The organism is Sphingobium sp. Cam5-1 (assembly GCF_015693305.1).
Taxonomy (GTDB): domain Bacteria; phylum Pseudomonadota; class Alphaproteobacteria; order Sphingomonadales; family Sphingomonadaceae; genus Sphingobium.
Genome location: NZ_CP065138.1, coordinates 2,201,942 through 2,215,314 on the forward strand (window position 1 = coordinate 2,201,942; position 13,373 = coordinate 2,215,314).

The following is a 13,373-nucleotide window of genomic DNA, read 5'->3' on the forward strand; positions in this document are numbered from 1 at the left end:
TCCCGTTCAGCGTCATCATTGCCTTGGCTGCTTGCCATGGGGACGCGTCCTGCCATCTTGATCGCCTTGCCGCTGCTGCTGGCCACGCCTTCGCTCGCGCAGGAACAGGGCAGCAGTGATCCCGTCTTCAACCTGCCGCGCACATCGCAGCCACCGTCCGACCCAAATCGTCAGGGGCCAGAACTGGACGTGTTCCGTGGCACGCCAGTGACGCCGCCAGCCAGCACGCCTGTCATCACCCCGCCTCCGCCAGTCGTCGCGCAGCCCCAACCAGCCGCCCCAGCCCAGTCGCAGCGCCCCGCCGCAACGGCGCCACGCCCGGCCCCCGCTAAACCCACAGCTCCCGCCCGCGAGCCCGAAAGCCGCAGCCCCGCGTCCCAGCCTTCGGCCCCGCAATCGCCAGCACCCCAGTCTCTGGCACCCCAATCCCCCGCACCCCAGTCCCCGGCATCGCAATCCGCGCCAGCAGAACCCGCCGCACCGCAAGCCGCCCCTGCCCCAGCGCCCGCCACGCCCGCCGCCGAACCCCCGCTCAGCGCGTCTGCCAATGCCTCTTCCTGGGGCTGGATCGCAGGAAGCATCGCCTTGCTCGCGGCGATCGTGGCCGCAGCCTGGCTTTTCCTGCGCCGCCCTCCCGAAGAAGAACAGCAGCCCTTCGTCGAACAACAGGAATCCGCGCTAATACCCCCGTCTCCCGCGCCCGCGCCCCAGCCAGCGTCGGCGAAGCCGATTCCCGCACCCACCGCCGCAACGGCCGATCGGCCATGGATCGACCTCACTCTTGAAGTCCGCAGCGCCCGTCTCTCACTGATGGGCGCCACCATCGGCTACGCTCTGACGCTCCACAATCGCGGCGAACGCAGCGCGGACGACATTCTGATCCGCACCTTCATGGCCAATGCGGACGCCAACCAGCAGGCGCAGCTACAGCTATTCTTCGCCGGAGCCGTCGGGCTGCCCGCTCATTCCGCCGTCTCGCTCACACCCGGACAGCGCCTCAGCCTGACAGGCGAGCTACGCCTGCTGCCCGACCAGATCGCGCCCGTGCAGATGGGCGATCGCGCGCTGCTCATCCCACTCATCGCCTTCGACGCGCAATATCGCTGGTCCGACGAACCGGAGGGCACTCCTGTCGGATCAGGCCGCACCGGCCGCGCCTTCATCGTCGGCCAGGAAAAGACCCCGCCCGCCGACCGCCTCGCCCCGTTCCGCGTCGATCAGGGGCCACGCCAGTTCCGCACCCCCGGCAGCCGCGCCACCGCGCTCGAACTGGCGAGCTAAGTCTCCCGCTACCCGTCATCCCAGCGAACGCTGGGATCTCAGGCCAGTTCGCGCCACTCCTCACGAGATTCCAGCCGTCGCTGGAATGACGACCTAGCGATAGGGCATGACGAATGCCCCCAACACCCTTCCCACACCCTCATCACCCGCCTAAAAAGGTCGCCACGCACCAACAAAAGAGGCGGCATGGACATCCTCATCTCCACCGATTGGCTCGCAACCCAACTGGGCCAGGACGATCTCAAGATACTCGACGCCAGCCTCTTCCTGCCCGGCACCCCACGCGATCCCCGCGCCGAGTTCGAAGCCGCCCACATCCCCGGCGCCGACTATCTCGACCTCCCCAGCCTTTCCGATGCAGACGACCCGCGCCCTGGCATGTTGCCGACCGACGCCTTCATGACCGAACGCTGCCGCGCGCTCGGCATCAACGCGGACAGCCGCGTCATCCTCTACGACAACAGCCCCACGCACAGCGCTGCCCGCGCCTGGTGGATGATGCGTCTCTATGGCGTGGGCCGCGCGGCCGCGATCCTGGACGGCGGCCTGCCGAAGTGGGTCGCCGAAGGCCGCCCGACGGAAAGCGGCTGGCCCGTCATCCCGCGTGGCGACGCCACAGCCCGGCGGGCCGAGGGCCAAGTCCGCACGAAGGACGACCTGCTCGCCAACCTTGACAACCATGCCGCGCAAGTCCTCGACGCGCGCGGCGCCGCCCGCTTCACCGGCGAGGAGAAAGAACCCCGCCCCGGCATGGCATCGGGCCATATCCCCGGCTCGCGCAACGTCCCGTCCGCCTCCCTCTTCAACGCCGACAACAGCATGAAGAAGGGCGAGGAACTCCGCCAGCTGTTCCTTGACGCTGGCACCGACTTCTCCCGTCCCATCATCACCAGCTGCGGCAGCGGCGTGACGGCGGCCATCCTGCTCGCGGGCCTTGAATTGCTCGGCAAGTCGGACGTTACCCTTTATGACGGCAGCTGGTCGGAATGGGGCCTCGATCCCGCCACGCCCAAAGCAACGGGTGCCGCCGCATGAGCAAGGATCGCAAGCCGCTCACCCAATTGGCGCAGGCCGGACGCAAGCCTGAATGGACCGGCATGCCCGGCCAGCCCGGCGCCATCGTCAACCCGCCGGTCTGGCGCGCCTCGACCATCCTCTATGACGATGTCGCCCATCTGCGCAGCGCCGCGCGCAGCAGCACGCACGAACGGCTCTTCTACGGCCGCAAGGGCACGCCCACAGCCTGGAGCCTCGCCGATGCGCTGACGGAAATGGAGCCCGGCGCGGAAGGAACGATGCTCTTCCCCTCCGGCGTCGCCGCGATTGCCTGCGCGCTCCTTTCGGTCCTGAAGCCTGGCGACCAGTTGCTCATGGTCGACAGCGCCTACGACCCCACCCGCAACTTCTGCGAACAGATGCTAAAAAGTTACGGCATCGAAACGATCTACTATGACCCCGTCGCCGATTCCGTTTCAATTGACCAACTCATTCATGAAAACACCCGCGCCATTTTCCTGGAAAGCCCCGGCAGCCTGACTTTCGAGGTGCAGGATATCCCCGCCATCACCGCCCTCGCGCGGGAAAAGGGCATCGTCACTCTCCTCGACAATACATGGGCCACGCCCTTCTTCTTCCCCGCCCTCGCCCACGGCATCGACATCACGATCCTCGCCTGCACCAAATATATCGTCGGCCACAGCGACGTCATGCTCGGCTCCGTCACCGCGACACCTGAGCATTTCCCAAAGCTCCGCCAGACCGCCCATCTCCTCGGCCAAATGGTCAGCCCCGACGACGCCTGGCTCGCCAGCCGCGGCCTCCGCACCCTCGGTGTCCGCCTGAACCAACATCAGGAAAGCGCGCTCCAGATCGCCCGTTGGCTCGCCGAACAGCCCGACGTCGCCCGCGTCCTCCACCCCGCGCTGGCAAGCTGTCCCGGCCATGAAAATTGGACGCGCGACTTTTCCGGTTCCAGCGGCCTGTTCAGCTTCGTTCTCAAGGGCGGCGGCGAAGAAGCCCGCGCCGCGTTGATCGACGGCCTCGACCATTTCGGCATCGGCTACAGCTGGGGCGGTTTCGAAAGCCTGGCTTTGCCCGTCGATCCAGCACGCTACCGCACCGCCACCATATGGCAGGCGGAAGGTCCGCTTGTCCGGCTACAGATCGGGCTTGAAGATCCTGCCGACCTCATTGCAGACATCGATGCCGGCCTCGCCCGCTTCCGCAAGGCCCGGGGATGAGCCGGGGCCTCCCCAACCTCCTGGCCCTGCTGCCCGGAAATCCGGCGATCATTCACCCCCTTGTCGCGCTGGCGATCGCGGCGGTTTTGTTCCTGATTGCCGACGGGGTCGCCCATATCATCGGCCCGCGCCTGCGCCGCCGGGCACGACCATTAGGGGAGGCATTGGCCGGACATTTCCGCCCCATCCTTCGCCACAGCCTTGGAAGCGGTCTTTTCGCCCTGGCTGTCATGCTATGGCCGGTCGGCGCGCTCGCCCACCTCATCCTTGGCGGCGCCTTCGCACTCTCCGTCGCCTTGCTCGCCGTCCATATCCTGCGCAGCCTCGCCATTCCGCGCTGGGCTGTCGTTCCGCTCGCCCTGTTGCTGTTCGTCATGATCCTTTCGGGCAGCAGCGGCGGCTTCGCGCCCGTTGCGGACATGCTTGACGGCATCGGCATAGACCTTGGCCAACGGCGGATCACGTTGCTTGGCCTTGTCAGCACCGCCGCGATCTGCGTCCTGCTCTTTGCGCTGGTACGGCTCGCCAATCGTCTGTTCGCCCGCAGCATCGACCGTGCCAAAGGGCTCGATCCCACGCAAAAGCTGCTCGCCCAAAAGCTCGCCGCCATCGCCGCCGTCGTCGCCGCCTTCTTCATCGGCGTCGATCTGCTCGGCATCGACCTTACTGCCTTCGCCGTCTTTTCCGGCGCGCTGGGCCTGGCCGTCGGCTTCGGCCTGCAAAAAACCTTCGGCAATCTGTTCGCCGGGATCATCCTGCTCATGGACCGCTCGATCAAGCCGGGGGACGTCATCGTTGTCGGCGACAGCTTTGGCTGGGTGAACAAGATCGGCGTTCGCGCCGTCTCTGTCCTGACCCGCGACGGCAAGGAGCATCTGATCCCGAACGAAAATCTGATGACGCAGGAAGTGGAGAACTGGTCCTATTCCGACCGCAATGTCCGCATCCGCATTCCAGTGGGCATCGGTTACGACAGCGACCTCAAGCTCGCGCAGGAGCTCATGCTACGCGCCGCGCAGGAAAGCCCACGCGTCCTGCGCAATCCCAAGCCCAATGTCTGGTTGACGGGCTTTGGCGAAAACCGTGTCGAACATGACATATTGGTGTGGATCAGCGACCCCGAAGGCGGCGTCGGAAGTGTCAAATCGGACGTGCTGAACCGCCTCTGGCTGTTGTTTCGCGAGCATGGGATCACGATCCCCTATCCACAGCGGGTGATACATCAGGCTGCGCCAAGCGCTCGGTCTTTTGTTGCAGAGTAGCAACATTACGGACGTAAAAGACAACCAATAGCAATAATTTCTTGTGCAGCGCGGCATGCGTCGGCATGTCGTGCCTGTTCAGGTCATTCGATCCGGCCCTTCGTGGGAATAGAGAATTCGAGATCCTGGCGCAGGCGGGACCATCGCAGAAAACCACCAAGGGGAATCCAATGCGTAAGTCCATTCTCGGCCTCTCGGCCGTCGCTCTCGCTGCTCTGTCCGTCCCGGCGCTCGCCCAGGACGAAGCTACGCCAGCGCTCACCGTCACCGGCAACGCTGCCGTAGTCAGCGACTATCGCTTCCGTGGCATTTCGCAGACCGACAAGCGTTTCGCGCTGCAGGGCGGCATCACCGTCACCCATGAATCGGGCTTCTATGTCTCGACCTGGGGCTCTTCCATCGACGATTATGTGGCCGCTAGCAGCGACCAGGAACTCGACCTGATCGCAGGCTATTCGCGGACCTTCGGCGCCGCGACCGTCGATGTCGGCGTGCTCTATTATTACTATCCCGGTTCGGGCGGTGCGAACACCGACTTCGTTGAGCCCTATGCTTCGGTCAAGGGCACTTTCGGCCCGACAACGGCCAAGCTCAGCGCCGCCTATGCACCCAAGTCGCGTGCCCTTTCCGTCGATGGCGGCCTGACCCGCGAAGACAATCTCTATGTCGCGGGCGACCTGTCGGCCAGCGTTCCCAACACGCCGCTGGGCGTGTCGGCGCATCTCGGCCACAGCTTTGGCCCCAGCTACCTGACCATCGGCAAGGAATATACCGACTGGAACATCGGCGCGACCTACACTTGGAGCCACCTGACCTTCGGCGTGAGCTATGTGGACACCGACAAGTCGCTCTACAGCCCCAGCGGCCGTAACATCAGCAAGGCTGGCGTAGTGGGTTCGATCACCGCCTCCTTCTGATTTCTTCGATTATGAAATGAAGAGGCCGCGATCTCGATGATCGCGGCCTTTTTCGTGTCCGCAGTTATACGGGGTCGCGCACCTTGATTCGCCCGTTTATACAGGGCGCCATGTCCGCATTCCTGCTGTTCCTGATCTTCGCCGCCACCGTCACCGCGATGGAGGGCTTTGCCTATGTCATGCATCGTTGGGTGATGCATGGGCCGGGCTGGTTCCTGCATGCCAGCCATCATCGTCCCCGCAACGGAATGTGGGAAGCGAACGACCTCTATTTCGTGATCTTCGCACTCCCCTCGATCCTGCTGCTGCTGGGCGGCGTGCAATGGGGCTGGGGCGATTGGGCCACCGCATGCGGCGCGGGGATCGCGGCTTATGGCCTCATCTATCTCGGCTTTCACGACATCCTCGTCCATCAGCGGGTCACCCACCGCCATGTTTCACGCTCTCCCTATATGAAGCGGATCGTTCAGGCGCACCGGCTGCATCATGCGGTCGAAACGCGCGAGGGCTGCGTCAGCTTCGGCTTCTTGGTCGCGCCGCGCCCGGAGGAGCTGAAAAGGCAGCTGGCGCAGGGGGATCGGCGGAAGGGCGTGCGGAAGGCACGCGGGTTCATGGAAGCAGAGTGAGCAATCGGTTCATTTCTGGCCCTTTGGCAGCGACGGCAGCAAGCTGAATGGCACGCATCGGCCTGCTGGGCGGCTCCTTCAATCCGGCGCATGGCGGCCATCGCGCAATCTCGCTGTTCGCTGCGAAGGCCCTGCGACTGGACGAAGTCTGGTGGCTGGTCTCGCCAGGTAATCCGCTCAAGCCACGTGCTGGCATGGCGTCCCTCCCCTCGCGCCTCGCCCATGCGCGCCATATCGCTCGACGCGCGGCGATTCGGCCCACGGCGATCGAGAAAGCGCTGGGCACCCGATACACCGCCGATTCGCTAAAAGGGATCAGGCGCCGCTTCCCCCGCAACCAGTTCATCTGGCTAATGGGCGCGGACAATCTGGCCCAGTTCGGCCAGTGGAAAGATTGGCGCGGCGTCGCGCGACAGATGCCCATTGCCGTGATCGCCCGTCCCGGCTATGATGGAGTTGCCCGTGGCTCTGGGGCCATGGCCTGGCTGCGGCGTTTCGTCCGGCCCGCGCGCCAGAGTGCAGACTGGACGGATTGGAGACCGCCGGCGCTTGTGCTTTTGCGCTTTCGCCCTGATCCAAGATCGGCGACCCTGCTGCGGCAGGCGAAACCCCTCTGGCATCGCGAATATGAACATGCACGCGTGCGCGATCCGCTCACGCGCCGGTTGATTGTCTAGAATGGAGCATTTTTGACCAGACCACATCCTGCCAACGACCCGGCCCATGGTGCCGACAGCGTTGCCGCCCTGCACGACCTTGTCCTGAAATCGCTCGACGATGACCAGGCGCAGGAAACCATCTCCATCCCGCTTGAAGGCAAGAGCAGCATTGCCGACCATATGGTGATCGCCAGCGGGCGTTCATCACGTCAGGTCGCGTCGATGGCCCAGAAGCTTGCCGAGCGTATCAAGCAGGCCACCGGCCGCTCCGCGCGCGTGGAGGGACTGCCGGTCGCTGACTGGGTACTGATCGATGCGGGCGACGTGATCGTCCACCTGTTCCGGCCCGAAGTGCGCAGCTTCTACAATCTGGAACGGATGTGGGGCTTTGTCGACGCGCCGGTCGCTGGCACGGCCTGAAGGCTCTTACGGCATCGGCCTTGCTCGCCGATGCATGCAGACCTTCGACAAGCGCGCACTGACCCCTTAGGAGCGTGAGCCATGCTCCTCCACATCATCGCGCGCGGCAAGATCGGACGTTCGGCGGAAGCGGAACTGGTCGAACGCTATGTGAAGCGGCTGACCATGCCGCACAGGATCACCGAACTGCCCGACCGTGGCGGCAAGCTGCCGCCCGCTCCGACTGGCACGATCACCGTGATGCTCGACGAGAAAGGCCGTCAGCTCAGCTCCATGGACTTCGCCAAAAGGCTCGAAGGCTGGCGAGACCAGGGCGCGCGCGAATGCCGCTTCCTGATCGGCGCGGCGGACGGCTTCGACGACGAAGCTCGCGCCGGGGCCGACCTGCTGATCGCCTTTGGCGCGATGACCTGGCCGCACATGATGGCCCGCGCCATGCTGGCCGAACAATTGTGGCGCGCCTGTTCCATCCTTTCGGGCCACCCCTATCATCGCGAAGGCTGATGCCGCCACCGCTCGACATGGATGGGCGTTTGCGCCTAGTCAGATATCGCCGGTCGCAAGCAGGACCGGCAGGGGGCAAGGGGTGAAAAGGTCAACAGCCTTCGCAGCGATCATCGGCGGCGCAGCGGTGATCGCCGCCGCGCGCCTGACTGCGGCTCCTCAAGCAGGCATCATCCTGGGCGGCACGGGCGAGACCACCCTGCGTCAGGAACAGGCTGCGCTGAAGGCGGCCCGCATCCAGTCCGAACAAGCACGCGAACGCTCCCAGCGGTTGGAACAGCAGGCAACGGCTGCGCGGGACGAAGCCGAACAGGCGCGCCGCCGCGCCGCCGCCATGGCTGCCCGTATCCAGCAGGCCGAGGCTGACATTCAAGCGGCCCAAGCGCGTATCGCGATCATAGCCCGCATGCAACGTTCGCAGGCGGCGCGGCTGGCGGCCAAGCAGGAGCCGGTTGTCCGTTTGACCGCCGCCCTTCAGATGATGGCGCGGCGGCCTCTGGCTCTGGCGCTGGTGCAGCCGGGGTCGCTGAGCGATGCCGTCCACATGCGCGCCGTGCTGGGACAGATATTGCCCGTCATTCAGGAGCGCACAGCGGGCTTGCGCGCTGAACTGGAGCGCAGCCGTGCCTTGCGTGAGACCGCCGAGCAGGCCGCCGCTTCACTCGCGCAAAGCCAGGCCGACCTTCGCAATAGCCAAGCCGCTTTACGCAGCTTGGAAACGCAAAAGCGGCTGGCGGAGAGGGACTATCGCTCCAACGCCAATCTGGAGAGTGACCGCGCTCTCGCCCTGGGCGAAAGAGCCCGCGACATCGTCGATCTGATGGATCGCCTCCAGGCGGCAGGTGATCTTCGCGAAGAACTCGCAGCGCTCCCCGGCCCGCTGCTCAGGCCAGCGCGCCCAGACCTCGCAATGGCGCCCGCACAGGCAAGGCAGCGCAGCGCGGGCGGACCTCCACCCTATCGCTTGCCTGTTATGGGCCAGTTGGTCACCGGCATGGGTGAATTGTCGGAAAGCGGCGTCCGGTCGCGGGGCCTCACCATCGCCACCCAGTCGGGCGCGCTCGCCGTCGCACCTACGGCGGGACGCGTCGTCTTCGCAGGGCCTTATCGCGGCTACGGCCAGATCATGATCCTCGATCATGGCGGCGGTTGGACCACGTTGATCACCGGATTGCATCGGCTTTCCGCCGCCGTGGGCGACGACGTGCGACAGGGCGATCCGCTGGGCAACGCGGGAAGCGGCCGTCCGACCATTACGATCGAACTGCGTCGCAATGGCCGTCCGGTCGATATCGTGCCGTTGGTCGGGCTAGGCTGAAAGCGCTAGAGCATCGTGCGCAAAAGTGAGAACCGGTTTTGCGCTTAAACGATGCGATAACAAAAAACTAGAGCGCGCGATCTGCGTCCGATTAAATGCAGCGCGCTCTAGCGCCGCCAACGCGCCCAGATGGCCGTCGGCAACTCCAGCCCTCTTGCTTCCTCGCGCACGGCCAATTCGCCCGCTTCGACCGTACCGGGAAGGTCAGCAAAGGCCTGCTTCAGCAGTTCCCCAATCGCCAGTGCGGACATGCGCACGGCATAGACGGTCAGGAACAGGAAGCGGCTGTCGGCATCCAGCAGGCGGCGGCAATCCGCGATCAGCCGAGGCAGATCCTCTTCCAGCCTCCAGATTTCACCGTCCGGCCCACGGCCATATTTAGGCGGGTCGAGCAATATGCCGTCATAGCGCCGCTCTCGCCGGACCTCGCGAGCGACGAACTTCGCGGCATCGTCAACGATCCAGCGCACGGGGCGGTCTTCCATCCCCGACGCGGCGGCATTGGCCCGCGCCTGCGCCACCGACTTCTTCGACGCATCGACATGCACCATCTGCGCGCCGACCGCCGACATCGCCAATGTCCCGACGCCGGTATAGCCGAACAGGTTCATGATCTGCGGCTGCTCCAGCCCAGCCGTCTGCTCGCGCATCCAGTTCCACACCGGCGCCATGTCGGGAAAGAAACCGAGATGCCGGAAAGGCGTGCAACTCGCCTGAAACGTCACCTCATTCCAGCTGAGCGGCCAGCCTTCGGCAGGCACCGGACGATCATAGAACCAACGGCCCCCGCCCTCTTCATCCGATCCCGGCACGAATTCGCCATCCGCGTGCCAGTCAGCGCTCGCAGGCGCCCACATCGCCTGCGGCTCGGGCCGGATGAAGCGATAATGGCCATAGCGTTCCAGCTTGCGGCCGTGACCCGAATCGAGCAGGCCATAGTCGGCCCACGGCTCACCGATGAGCGTGTCGAGCTTCATGCTCGCGGCGTAGCGCGCTCCGCGACATAGGCGGTGATCGCCTCAAAGGTCGCGGGCAGCTTGGCAGAGGCTTCCTCACGGGCGAACAGGTCACCCATGCGGGCAGGCAGAGGCGGACGAAGCCCGGTGGCGCGCTCCACGGCCTCGCGGAACTTGGCCGGATGCGCCGTCGCCAGCGTGACGATCGGCACACCTGCCTCAACCTCCATCTCGCGCGCGGCGGCAAGGCCCACGGCAGTATGGGGGTCAATGACCTGACCCGCTCCATCAAAGGCCCAACGAATCGCCATGTTCATTGCGTCGCCATCGACGCGCGCCGAAGCGAACAGCTTCGCCGCGCCAGCCCGCTGCGCATTGGTGAGGCGCATCGCCCGGCTTGTCTCGAAACCCTTCATCTGCTCCGCCAGCGCCGGACCGCCACGGCCACCCGCGTCGAACAGCAGTCGTTCGAAATTCGAACTGATCTGGATATCCATGCTGGGCGTGGAGGTCTGAACGACTTGGCCCTGGCTATAGTCACCATCCGCCAGCGCGCGGTGCAGAATGTCGTTGACGTTGGTCGCGACCATCAGCTTCGCAACGGGAAGACCCATTTGCGCCGCGACATAACCAGCGAACACGTCGCCGAAATTGCCGGTGGGGACCGAAAACGCGACCTGCCGCTCCGGCGCGCCAAGCCTTACGGCGGCGTAGAAATAATAGACCACCTGCGCCATCAATCGCGCCCAGTTGATGCTGTTCACCGCCGAAAGATTGAACTTCTTCGAAAAGGCAGGGTCGTTGAACATCGCCTTCACGAGCGCCTGCGCGTCGTCGAAGCTGCCCTCTATCGCGATATTATGGACGTTGGGCGCGCGCACTGTCGTCATCTGGCGCCGTTGCACGTCGGACACGCGACCTTCCGGGTGCAGCATGAAGATGTCAATCTTCTCGCGCCCTGCAACGGCGTCGATCGCCGCCGACCCGGTGTCGCCCGACGTGGCACCGACGATCGTCAGATGATCATCCCGGCGAGACAGGAACCGCTCGAACAGCTGCCCCAGCAATTGCAGCGCGACATCCTTGAACGCCAGGGTCGGGCCATGAAAAAGTTCGAGCAGCCAATGCTGGTGGTCCAGCTGAACCAGCGGCGTCACCGCGTTGTGGCTGAACCGGCCATAGGCGGCAGTGCACAGCTCGCGCAGTTCATCTTCGCTGAGCGAGCCTGCGACATAGGGGGCCATGACGCGAACGGCGGTTTCCACATAGGAAAGCCCGGCGAGGGCGCGTATGTCCGCCTCCGAAAAGCGCGGCCAGCTTTCCGGAACATAGAGTCCGCCATCGGACGCCAGCCCTGCCAGCGTCACATCCTCGAAACCCAGCGCAGGCGCGCTTCCCCTGGTGCTCACATATTGCATGATGGGGAAGCGCGGTAACGAGGCTGGAGCGTTGGAGCAAGCCTTTACGACGGATCGGCCGGTGGAGGCGCCCGGTTGCGAAGCGCAAGGACGTAGATAACCAGGGCCACCGCAGCGAAGAAGAACCACTGGATGGCGTAAGCGAGGTGATTGTTCGGCACGTCGTTGACGCTCGGTGGGGCAACCGGTTTGAGCCCTTCCGGCGCGCGCTCCGCGATCAGCATCGGCCGCAGCGGAAGGACATTGGCCGTGAAGCGCGACAACAACGTCCGGTGATCCGGCTCTTCGGATATCCAGCCGGTGACCTGGCCGCCTTTCCAATTTGGTTTCATGTCCGGCTGTTTGGCGACGCCCAAAGCAACCAGCGCTCCAGGCCCTTCTGCCCCGGTGGCGCATTGGGCGATATAGCGGTAGCCGACCGACCCATCGGCGGCCCGTCCCGCTTCCGTCTGCCAGCCAACGACATTCAGGCAATGAACGGAAGAGCGGCGGAACAGCAGCACGGGCGGAACAGGTGGCATTTGCGGGAAGCTGACAGTCGGCTTGGCTGGATTGGCCGACGCAAGGGCCAGCATCGCCTCCTTCTCGCCGCGGCGTTGCAACTGCCAGATGCCAAGGGCGATCATGACCAGCACGGCCCCTGCCACGATAATGCTGGCAAAAAGAGGGACGCGACGCGCGGTCATGGCGTGGTCGCCGACGCTATGGTCGCCCCGGCCAAAGCGGACGGGCCGAGCTGCCGGAAGGCAGGCGCGGCGCTCATATTCGACGGCCGGACGCTGGGCAGAGAGACGCAGGACGGCTGGAAGAGCGCTGGTGTGAAAAGAAGCATGACGGCAGGCATAATTATCTTCCGTCTAAAAGAAAACGGCCGGTTACTACCGGCCGTTTGCTTGATGGGTAAGGCCTAGTCCTTAGCCGCCGTGCATCGGAGCGCCCCAGCCGCCCCACACATAGATGGCGACGAACAGGAACAGCCAGACGACGTCGACAAAGTGCCAGTACCAGGCAGCGGCCTCAAAGCCGAAATGCTGGCGAGGAGTGAAGTGCCCCTTATAGACGCGCACCAGATTGACGATCAGGAAGATCGTACCGATCAGAACGTGGAAGCCGTGGAAGCCCGTCGCCATGTAGAAGGCCGAGCTGTAAGGGCTACCGCCGAACGGGAACGGCGCGTGCATATATTCATAGGCCTGGATCGAGGAGAAGAGCAGGCCGAGGATCACCGTCAGCCACAGGCCGGTTTTCAGACCTTCGCGATCTCCATGGATCAGCGCGTGGTGCGCCCAGGTGACGGTCGTGCCTGAGCAGAGCAGGATCAGCGTGTTGAGCAGCGGCAGCTCAAACGCGTTCATCACCTCGATCCCCTTGGACGGGAACAGACCTTCGATCGGAGCAAGCTGGCTCGGGAAGAGCGAGAAGTCGAAGAACGCCCAGAACCAGCCAACGAAGAACATGACTTCTGAAGCGATGAACAGGATCATGCCGTAGCGCAGATGCAATTGCACCACCGGCGTATGGTCACCGGCATGCGCCTCTGCGATCACGTTCGCCCACCAACTATACATGGTGAACAGCACGCCCGCGACGCCGATCAGGAACACCCAGCCACCACCGGCAGGCATGGCATCAGGGTGCATCCACATGATCGCGCCGAGCGCCATTACCAGCGCCGACATGGACCCGAATAGCGGCCAGATGCTGGGCGGTAGAATATGATAATCGTGCTGCTTGGCGCCTGCCATGACGTACTCTTCCCTGTTCGCGTTCGC

14 protein-coding genes are annotated in these 13,373 nt (G+C 64.5%); 10 read left to right on the plus strand and 4 right to left on the minus strand.

The genetic code is table 11. From position 1 onward, the window contains the following. The first annotated feature begins 36 nt into the window (after positions 1-36). The 10 genes from IZV00_RS10990 (at position 37) to IZV00_RS11035 (ending at position 9,227) form a co-directional block, all read left to right on the plus strand. Positions 37-1,281, plus strand: a complete 1,245-nt coding sequence (locus tag IZV00_RS10990; protein WP_196224680.1) for a hypothetical protein — start codon at positions 37-39, stop codon at positions 1,279-1,281. A 186-nt stretch (positions 1,282-1,467) separates the two neighbouring features. Next, positions 1,468-2,316 carry a 3-mercaptopyruvate sulfurtransferase gene (gene sseA / locus IZV00_RS10995; RefSeq protein ID WP_196224681.1) on the plus strand — a complete coding sequence of 283 codons (849 nt, stop codon included), beginning with the start codon at positions 1,468-1,470 and terminating at the stop codon, positions 2,314-2,316. Continuing rightward, positions 2,313-3,521, plus strand: a complete 1,209-nt coding sequence (metC, locus tag IZV00_RS11000) for a cystathionine beta-lyase (RefSeq protein ID WP_196224682.1) — start codon at positions 2,313-2,315, stop codon at positions 3,519-3,521. Before sseA ends, metC begins: the two co-directional genes overlap by 4 nt. Next, positions 3,518-4,783, plus strand: coding sequence for a mechanosensitive ion channel family protein (locus IZV00_RS11005; RefSeq protein ID WP_196224683.1), 1,266 nt, complete (start codon positions 3,518-3,520; stop codon positions 4,781-4,783). The genes metC and IZV00_RS11005 overlap by 4 nt, the downstream gene beginning before the upstream one ends. Before the next feature lie 170 nt (positions 4,784-4,953). Further along, positions 4,954-5,700 carry a TorF family putative porin gene (locus IZV00_RS11010; protein WP_196224684.1) on the plus strand — a complete coding sequence of 249 codons (747 nt, stop codon included), beginning with the start codon at positions 4,954-4,956 and terminating at the stop codon, positions 5,698-5,700. Between the two features lie 110 nt (positions 5,701-5,810). Continuing rightward, positions 5,811-6,326, plus strand: coding sequence for a sterol desaturase family protein (locus IZV00_RS11015; RefSeq protein ID WP_196224685.1), 516 nt, complete (start codon positions 5,811-5,813; stop codon positions 6,324-6,326). A gap of 47 nt (positions 6,327-6,373) precedes the next feature. Further along, on the plus strand, positions 6,374-7,003 hold the full coding sequence (locus IZV00_RS11020) for a nicotinate-nucleotide adenylyltransferase (protein WP_196224686.1): 630 nt from the start codon (positions 6,374-6,376) through the stop codon (positions 7,001-7,003). Between the two features lie 12 nt (positions 7,004-7,015). Then, a complete protein-coding gene (gene rsfS / locus IZV00_RS11025) occupies positions 7,016-7,405 on the plus strand; it encodes a ribosome silencing factor (protein WP_196224687.1) in 390 nt (129 codons plus the stop codon). Between the two features lie 81 nt (positions 7,406-7,486). Next, the gene (locus IZV00_RS11030) at positions 7,487-7,909 is read left to right on the plus strand and encodes a 23S rRNA (pseudouridine(1915)-N(3))-methyltransferase RlmH (RefSeq protein WP_196224688.1); all 423 of its coding nucleotides are present in this window, start codon (positions 7,487-7,489) and stop codon (positions 7,907-7,909) included. A gap of 82 nt (positions 7,910-7,991) precedes the next feature. Continuing rightward, entirely contained in the window at positions 7,992-9,227 is a 1,236-nt protein-coding gene (locus IZV00_RS11035; protein ID WP_196224689.1) for a murein hydrolase activator EnvC family protein, read from the plus strand. Positions 9,228-9,334: 107 nt separating this feature from the next. Here IZV00_RS11035 and IZV00_RS11040 read toward each other — a convergent pair whose 3' ends face one another. The 4 genes from IZV00_RS11040 to IZV00_RS11055 all read right to left on the minus strand — a co-directional run bounded on the left by IZV00_RS11040 (position 9,335) and on the right by IZV00_RS11055 (position 13,346). Further along, the gene (locus IZV00_RS11040; RefSeq protein WP_196224690.1) at positions 9,335-10,204 is read right to left on the minus strand and encodes a class I SAM-dependent methyltransferase; all 870 of its coding nucleotides are present in this window, start codon (positions 10,202-10,204) and stop codon (positions 9,335-9,337) included. Next, positions 10,201-11,601: a threonine synthase gene (thrC, locus tag IZV00_RS11045; RefSeq protein ID WP_196224691.1), complete on the minus strand. Its 1,401-nt coding sequence runs from the start codon at positions 11,599-11,601 to the stop codon at positions 10,201-10,203. Before thrC ends, IZV00_RS11040 begins: the two co-directional genes overlap by 4 nt. 44 nt (positions 11,602-11,645) lie before the next feature. After that, complete coding sequence (locus IZV00_RS11050) at positions 11,646-12,287, minus strand: SURF1 family protein (protein ID WP_196224692.1); 642 nt, start codon at positions 12,285-12,287, stop codon at positions 11,646-11,648. A 228-nt stretch (positions 12,288-12,515) separates the two neighbouring features. Then, positions 12,516-13,346, minus strand: a complete 831-nt coding sequence (locus IZV00_RS11055; protein WP_196224693.1) for a cytochrome c oxidase subunit 3 — start codon at positions 13,344-13,346, stop codon at positions 12,516-12,518. Between the last annotated feature and the right edge of the window lie 27 nt (positions 13,347-13,373).

What these genes read in the sequence shown, in the direction of transcription:
- IZV00_RS10990 (WP_196224680.1), top strand. Translation starts at nt 37, where the DNA reads ATGGGGACGCGTCCTGCCATCTTGATCGCCTTGCCGCTGCTGCTGGCC.
- sseA (WP_196224681.1), top strand. Translation starts at nt 1,468, where the DNA reads ATGGACATCCTCATCTCCACCGATTGGCTCGCAACCCAACTGGGCCAG.
- metC (WP_196224682.1), top strand. Translation starts at nt 2,313, where the DNA reads ATGAGCAAGGATCGCAAGCCGCTCACCCAATTGGCGCAGGCCGGACGC.
- IZV00_RS11005 (WP_196224683.1), top strand. Translation starts at nt 3,518, where the DNA reads ATGAGCCGGGGCCTCCCCAACCTCCTGGCCCTGCTGCCCGGAAATCCG.
- IZV00_RS11010 (WP_196224684.1), top strand. Translation starts at nt 4,954, where the DNA reads ATGCGTAAGTCCATTCTCGGCCTCTCGGCCGTCGCTCTCGCTGCTCTG.
- IZV00_RS11015 (WP_196224685.1), top strand. Translation starts at nt 5,811, where the DNA reads ATGTCCGCATTCCTGCTGTTCCTGATCTTCGCCGCCACCGTCACCGCG.
- IZV00_RS11020 (WP_196224686.1), top strand. Translation starts at nt 6,374, where the DNA reads ATGGCACGCATCGGCCTGCTGGGCGGCTCCTTCAATCCGGCGCATGGC.
- IZV00_RS11030 (WP_196224688.1), top strand. Translation starts at nt 7,487, where the DNA reads ATGCTCCTCCACATCATCGCGCGCGGCAAGATCGGACGTTCGGCGGAA.
- IZV00_RS11040 (WP_196224690.1), bottom strand. Translation starts at nt 10,204, where the DNA reads ATGAAGCTCGACACGCTCATCGGTGAGCCGTGGGCCGACTATGGCCTG.
- thrC (WP_196224691.1), bottom strand. Translation starts at nt 11,601, where the DNA reads ATGCAATATGTGAGCACCAGGGGAAGCGCGCCTGCGCTGGGTTTCGAG.
- IZV00_RS11050 (WP_196224692.1), bottom strand. Translation starts at nt 12,287, where the DNA reads ATGACCGCGCGTCGCGTCCCTCTTTTTGCCAGCATTATCGTGGCAGGG.
- IZV00_RS11055 (WP_196224693.1), bottom strand. Translation starts at nt 13,346, where the DNA reads ATGGCAGGCGCCAAGCAGCACGATTATCATATTCTACCGCCCAGCATC.